Here is a 6,576-nt window from a genome sequence, read left to right as displayed (position 1 = left end):
CAGCTGGTATTGGGGATGCTGGCAATCTTTGTGTATGTGGGCGTGGAAGTGTCCACGGTCAGTAATTTACCGGCGTATTTGCATGAAGGCCTGGGTATCGAAACCCAGCACTTGGCGCCGTATGTTTCGTTGTACTGGGCCAGCTTGATGATTGGCCGCTGGACTGGCGCAGCGGGGGCATTTGACGTTGGCCGCAGCACCAAATCGATGTTGCTGTTGCTGCTGCCGTTCCTTGCGTTTGGTGTGTATCTGGCGGTCAATGCCATCGCCCGGCACGATATTTCGCAGTTCTACGGCTATGCCGGCGTGATCGTGGTGATGATTGCCGCGACTTGGTTGAGCCGTGGCAACCCGGCGCGGATGCTGCTGTATTTCGCCGTGTGCGGCATTGTGGCGCTGCTGATCGGGATGTTCAGCAGCGGCATGACCAGCACCATTGCCTTTATCAGTGTGGGCCTGTTTTGCAGCACGATGTGGCCGTGCATTTTTGCATTGGCGATTACTGGCCTGGGCCGCAATACCAATCAGGGCAGCAGCCTGCTGATCATGATGATCATGGGCGGCGGCCTGGTGAGCTGGGCACAAGGCGCACTGGCCGATGTGGTGGGCGTGCACATGAGCTTCTGGGTGGGTGTGGTCTGCTTTGCTTATCTGGCGTTCTATGCACTGCGCGCATCCAGTTTGCTGCACAAACAAGGGATTGACCTCGACCAGCTGGCGGCACAAAACGGGCATTGAGTGGTATCGCCCTGCCTGCGCTCACAACAACGGCAGCCTGCGCTGCCGTTGTCGTCTCAAGGGGTACCGCGGTCAGTACTGCGGCTTGAGCTCAAATTCCTTTGGCGGCTCTGCGCCCAGCAGATTTTTCACGAAATAATCCCAGCGCCGACGCATCACGTAATAGCTATCCGCACCGTAGCCGTGACGCGCCTTGGGCAACAGCAACAGGTCGAAATCCTTGTTGGCCTTGATCAATGCATCCACCACCAATAGCGTGGTTTGCGGGGGCACGTTGTCATCCATCAGGCCGTGCAGCAGGAACAATTTGCCTTTCAGGTTTTTCGCGATCGAGGCGTTGTCTTGCCCGCTGTAATTGGTCTTGCCGTCGCCTTTGTCTTCCAGCAAACCGTGGTAGCGCTCACCCCAATCGTCTTCATAACTCAGATTGTCGTGATTACCCGATTCGGCAATCCCCACTTTGTACACATCGGGATAGGTGAACATCGCCGTCGCGGTGGCATTGCCGCCACCGGAATGCCCCCAGATGCCAGCGCGACTGGTGTCCACCCACGGGTAACGCTCGCCCAATTGCTTCAGCGCGGCCACTTGGTCGGGCAGGGTGTTGTCGATCATGTTGCCGTAATAGGCATCCTGGAACGCCTTGCTGCGCAGGGGCGTGCCCATGCCATCCACCGCAATCACGATGAAGCCCAGCTCGGCCAATGCCTGGTGGTCACCGTGGGCCGGCACGAAGCTGCGCGAACGAATCGAACCCACCTGCGGACCTGGATAGATGTAGGTGATGATCGGATACTTCTTTTTGGCATCGAAATGCGAGGGCTTGAACAGTTGCCCATAGATGTCGGTTTTGCCGTCGCGAGCTTTTACCGTGAACGATTCCGGTGCCACCCAGCCGGCGGCTTTCAAACGAGTGAGATCGGCATGCGCCAATTCTTTCACTTGCTTGCCATTGCCATCGCGCACAACGGCTATCGGCGCCGTGTCGATCTTCGAATACACATCGACAAAATACTTGCCATCTTCCGAAGGCGTGATGCTGTGATTGGCATCCTCAGGCGTCAGCAACTGCACTGCACCGGCATCCAATCCGACCTTGTAGTAATGCACGAAGTACGGGTCACCCGGCTCGCGACCCACGCCACTGAACCACAACGTGCGTGAGGCTTGATCCAGATAGCCGATTTTGGTGGCATTCCAATCCCCGCTGGTGAGCTGGCGCTTTTCTTTGCCCGTGCTCAAGTCATGCAAGTACAGATGGCCCCAATTGCTTTTTTGCGAGAACCACAAAAATTCGTTGCTCTCGGGCAAGTACCGCCATGCCACGCTGCCCAAGGCCGGCGCGCTCTGGTACTGGGTGGCCACGGTTTCGGTATACACGTCGCGTACCTTGCCGCTGGCAGCATCGGCCACCCGCAAGGTGGCGGATTTATGGCCACGATCGGTGCTGATGAAGGCCAGCGTCTTGCCATCCTTGGCCCACTGCACATCGTCCCAACCGCCATCACACACCACGTCATCGGCGCAGGTGGAGCGGTGCTGATCGGCCGGCATTTGCAGACGGATGACCTTGGGCGCAGCACCGGACACATCGATGATGACGCGCTCGATCATGGTCACGTCCTTGTCGCCCACGAACGGGTATTTCCACTGCTCCACCTTCGGCGCACCCACATTGGTGCCGACCAAGGTCATGCTGCTGGTCTTGCGCTGGTCTTGCTGGAAGGTGGCAATCTTGTTGCCGTCCGGCGACCACACCAACACGGCGTCATCCGAATGCTGCCAACCGGCATTACTGGTGGCATAGCCGTAATCGGGCTGGGCATCGAAGGTGAGCTGGGTTTCCTTGCCGCTGGACAGCTCGCGCAACCACAAATTGCCGGCACGAATAAATGCCGCACGCTTGCCATCCGGCGAGGCGGTGCCGGGTTCATCGCCAGACTTGGCGACCACCAGCGGACTGCAGCCGGCCACGTCACAGCGATACGCCTCGCCACCCATGACGCTGGTCACCCGCAGCGAGCCATCGGCATTGCGGCGAAAACTCAATGGCGGCAATTTGTCGGCCTGTGCCGGCCGCCCCTTGCCGCCAGCGGCCAAATTCATGGCATCGGCCAAGGCCTGCGCCTTGAACGCCGGCACCAACTTGCCAGTGGCAGGATCAAACCGCAGCGTCTGTGCCTTGCCCGCATTGCTCTCGCGATAGACCACGCTGCCATCGTCCAACCATGCCGGCGCACTCACCAGATGATCCACCAGCGGGCCGGTGCGGTCGCCCAACATGCCAGCGGCGCGCACGTAATCTGCGCGTGTGACCTGCTGCATCTGCGCCTGTGCTTGCCCGGTTGCGGCGCCGCTCACCAGCAATGCGCCCAGTAGAATTTGCTTCGCATCCATCCCGATCCTCGTCGTGGTTCGCCCCTCGGCATCTTCCGATGCTAGCGCGCTCGCCGGCAGCGTGCCCCTGCCAATCGTCGGGGGCAGTGGGGCGGCGCGCTATCATGCCCCCGATGGCTGCACTTCCCGAGTCCCCCCCGCACACTGCCTGCCGGTTGCATATCGACTACCGCGATGTGCCGGCGGCAACCGCCTTGACCACGCCCGGCACGCTGGCTGTGTTTGGTTTTGGTGCGAACGCGCCCGCCGCGCCGACCGACCCGCGCTATTTGCAGGTCGCGCTGCCCGCCTTGGGCCGCGCTCCGCTGGAGTGCTGGCAAGTGGATGCTGACGTTAGCCACGGCCACGCTGGCGACATTGCTTGGGCACAGGGTGGCGGCCTGCAATTTGGTGCGTTGGAAATCGCCGATGACGGCGATGTTGAAGCCGCCGCCGCGCACGCCTATACGCGCCTGCGCCACTGGCTTGCCAGTAGCGCCTACGCACACCCGCTGCGGATCTGGAACTATCTGGATGCGATTACCGAGGGCGATGGTGATGCCGAGCGCTATCGCCGGTTCTGCGTGGGCCGCGCACGCGGGATTGGCCGCGAGCTGGCACCCGGCGAGTTGCCTGCCGCCACCGCCATTGGCCATCCACAGCGCACCGGCCGCATGCAACTGTATTGGCTGGCTGCGCAACAGGCCGGCACCCCGCTGGAAAACCCGCGCCAAGTGCAGGCTTGGCGCTACCCGCGGCAGTACGGCCCGCAACCACCAGGATTTGCGCGTGCTCTGCTACCGCCGTCACTCCGCATGCCACTACTGCTGTCTGGCACCGCTGCGGTAGTCGGGCACGCTTCGCAGCATCACGACTCGCTAGATGCGCAGCTGGGTGAGATTCTGGCCAACCTGCACAGCCTGATCGACACCGCCCGCCACAGCCGCCTTGCACTACCACCGAGCCTGGGCTCCGGCACCCGCATCAAGGTGTATGTGCGTGATGCCAAGTCACTGGCACAGGTGGACGCCGTGCTGGCTGCACGGCTACCCACGGTGCCGCGCATCGTGCTGCATGGGCATGTGTGCCGACACGAACTGTTGGTCGAGATCGACGGCAGTCACGAATAACACTGCGTATTCAGCAAAATGCTGCATGGCACCAAACTGCCGCTGTGACGGTCATCAAGCTTTGCTTGCTTGAGCTTTGCTGCGAAGACGGGCACACTCGCCCGGTCAGGGGGAATTTCTGACATACGCAGATTCCGTCGAGATCCGGCCAAACTGGCTTTCGATTCCATGCTCACGTCAAGGACGTTAAATTCAGATGAAAACAAAATACCTGCTCCTCGCGGCAGGGCTCGCAATTGCCGGCACCGCGCTTGCGGGCGACCCGGCTCCGCAAGCCACCGCCACCGGTCCCACCCTCAAGGTAGGCATCGACAAAACCACCGGCAAGCTGCGCCCGCTGACCGCAGAAGAAAGTTCGGCACTGGATGCCAAAGCTGCGCAACAGAGCGGTGACAATATCTCACTACGCGCAAATCGCGGTGCCTTGTCGTCGCGTGCGCAGCGTTTGTTCAGCCTGCCGGCAAACCAAAAGCAGGCCGAGGCGACCGAACGTACAATCAACGGCGTCACTGTGATCAAGCCGACCGCAGACACCATGAGCGAGCTGACTGTGCAGAAAAACGCCGATGGCAGTCTGTCCTTCAACGAGAACGGCGAACCCATCGCAGCCAAGACCCCGGAGGCCGGCAATGAATAAGACGCTGCTTGCGCTTGCCACCTCGGCACTGCTGGCCGCAGGGTCTGCCACTGCCGCAGACCTCCAGCTGTTGAACCTCGACAACCCTGGCGTGGGCCTGAACGACACCACCCCAGCGGCCCCGGTTGGCGGTAACCCCGGAACCACCAAAGGCGCTCAAGCCACCTTTGTGTACGAATTCGCCATGAAAATGTGGGGTTCGGTGCTGGAGAGCAAGGTACCAGTCAAGGTCTACGCCTCGTTTGCACCACTGACCTGCACCTCGACCTCGGGCGTACTGGGTTCGGCCGGTACCAACTGGCTGATTCGCCTGACTGACGGTGTTCGCGTCCGTTATTACGGATCTGCCTTGGCGGACTCTCTGCTCGGTTACGACATCGTTCCCGATCCGGACGATCCGGGTGACATCGCTTCGCGCTTCAATGGCAATCTGGGCAATCCCGGGTGCCTGGATGGCTCGGGTTGGTATTTCGGCATCGATGGCAATACCCCGGCCGGCAAGATCAACTTCTTGAACGTGGTCATGCATGAAATTGGCCATGGCCTTGGCGCCCAGGGCTTCATCAACAAGAGCACCGGTGCGCTTTACAACGGTTATTCCGACGCTTACACCAAGTATGCCTACGATAACGAGCTGAACAAGAGCTTCGAAGACGCCAGCATGACCAATGCCATGCGTGCAGCGGCCATGCGTACCCCCGGTCGCACCGTGTGGACGGGCCCGAAAGTGAATGCCGCCGCCAATGTCATTTTGGATGGCAACTTCCATGAAAGCGTGTTGCGCGTCACCGCGCCGGCACCCTTGACTGGCAACTATGGTTTCTACGGTGCGGCTTTCGGTGCGCCGGCCTCCGCTGCCAACTTCAATGGCCAATGGGTCGTCGCACTTGACGCTGCCAATGGTGCCGGCCCCCTCACCACCGACGGTTGCTCAGCCATCACCAATGGTGCTGCCGTGACTGGCAAGATCGCCATCATTGACCGTGGCACCTGCGGCTTTGCGGTGAAGGTGAAAAATGCACAGAATGCCGGTGCAATTGGTGTTGTGATTGCAAACTCCAGCACGGGGACTTGGGGCTCGATGGGGGGTGCTGATCCCACCATCACCATCCCCTCGATCATCGTGCAGTATGCCGATGGCGCAAACTTCAAGACCAATGCCCCGATCACCGGCGGCATGGTCGACCTGCCGGCCACCAAGGCCGGCATGGATAGCGCCGGGCGTACCCGTCTGTACTCGCCATGGATCGTGGCCACCGGTTCCACGTTCTCGCACTTTGACACCACCTTGCACCCCGATGCACTGATGGAGCCGTTTGACTCCCCCACCGTGCAGGCGCAATACAACGTCGATCTGACCCCCGCGCTGTTTGCGGATATCGGTTGGAAACTGCATCAAGGTGGCGCGACCTTTGCCAATTGCGATACCGGCACCGCTGCCAGTGATGCTTACGGCATCGTGATCGGCTCCAACATGGCTGCCACCAGTGAGCTGTGCAAGGACACCAACGCCTTGCGCAACAACTATGTGTCTTGCATGTACAAGTATCGTGATGGACTGTTGGCCGATGGCTTGATCACGCAACAGCAGGCATTGAAGTTGAATACCTGCATCAAGCGCCAGTCCGACCAGTATCGCCGCTGATACTTGCGGAAGTGACAATCTCGAACCGGCACCTTCGGGTGCCGGTTTTT

4 protein-coding genes and 1 pseudogene are annotated in these 6,576 nt (G+C 60.5%); 4 read left to right on the top strand and 1 reads right to left on the bottom strand.

Annotated features, from left to right (window positions below; genetic code table 11):
• Positions 1-738: pseudogene (locus QWB57_RS06385) on the top strand (MFS transporter); the annotation flags it as partial.
• 72 nt (positions 739-810) lie between these two features.
• On the opposite strand, the gene QWB57_RS06380 reads toward QWB57_RS06385, so the two are convergent.
• Complete coding sequence (locus QWB57_RS06380) at positions 811-3,135, bottom strand: S9 family peptidase (RefSeq protein WP_288968829.1); 2,325 nt, start codon at positions 3,133-3,135, stop codon at positions 811-813.
• Positions 3,136-3,248: 113 nt separating this feature from the next.
• On the opposite strand from QWB57_RS06380, the gene QWB57_RS06375 reads away from it, so the two are divergent.
• From QWB57_RS06375 to QWB57_RS06365, 3 genes are all read left to right on the top strand, one after another.
• Positions 3,249-4,244, top strand: coding sequence for a pteridine-dependent deoxygenase (locus tag QWB57_RS06375; protein WP_223628834.1), 996 nt, complete (start codon positions 3,249-3,251; stop codon positions 4,242-4,244).
• A 196-nt stretch (positions 4,245-4,440) separates the two neighbouring features.
• A complete protein-coding gene (locus QWB57_RS06370) occupies positions 4,441-4,881 on the top strand; it encodes a hypothetical protein (RefSeq protein ID WP_288968828.1) in 441 nt (146 codons plus the stop codon).
• Entirely contained in the window at positions 4,874-6,526 is a 1,653-nt protein-coding gene (locus QWB57_RS06365; RefSeq protein ID WP_288968826.1) for a PA domain-containing protein, read from the top strand. The genes QWB57_RS06370 and QWB57_RS06365 overlap by 8 nt, the downstream gene beginning before the upstream one ends.
• The last annotated feature ends 50 nt before the right edge of the window (positions 6,527-6,576 follow it).

The organism is uncultured Thermomonas sp. (assembly GCF_937872235.1).
Taxonomy (GTDB): Bacteria; Pseudomonadota; Gammaproteobacteria; order Xanthomonadales; family Xanthomonadaceae; genus Thermomonas; species Thermomonas beijingensis.
The sequence above is the reverse complement of the archived record's forward strand: the minus strand, read 5'-3'. Positions and strand labels throughout refer to the sequence as shown.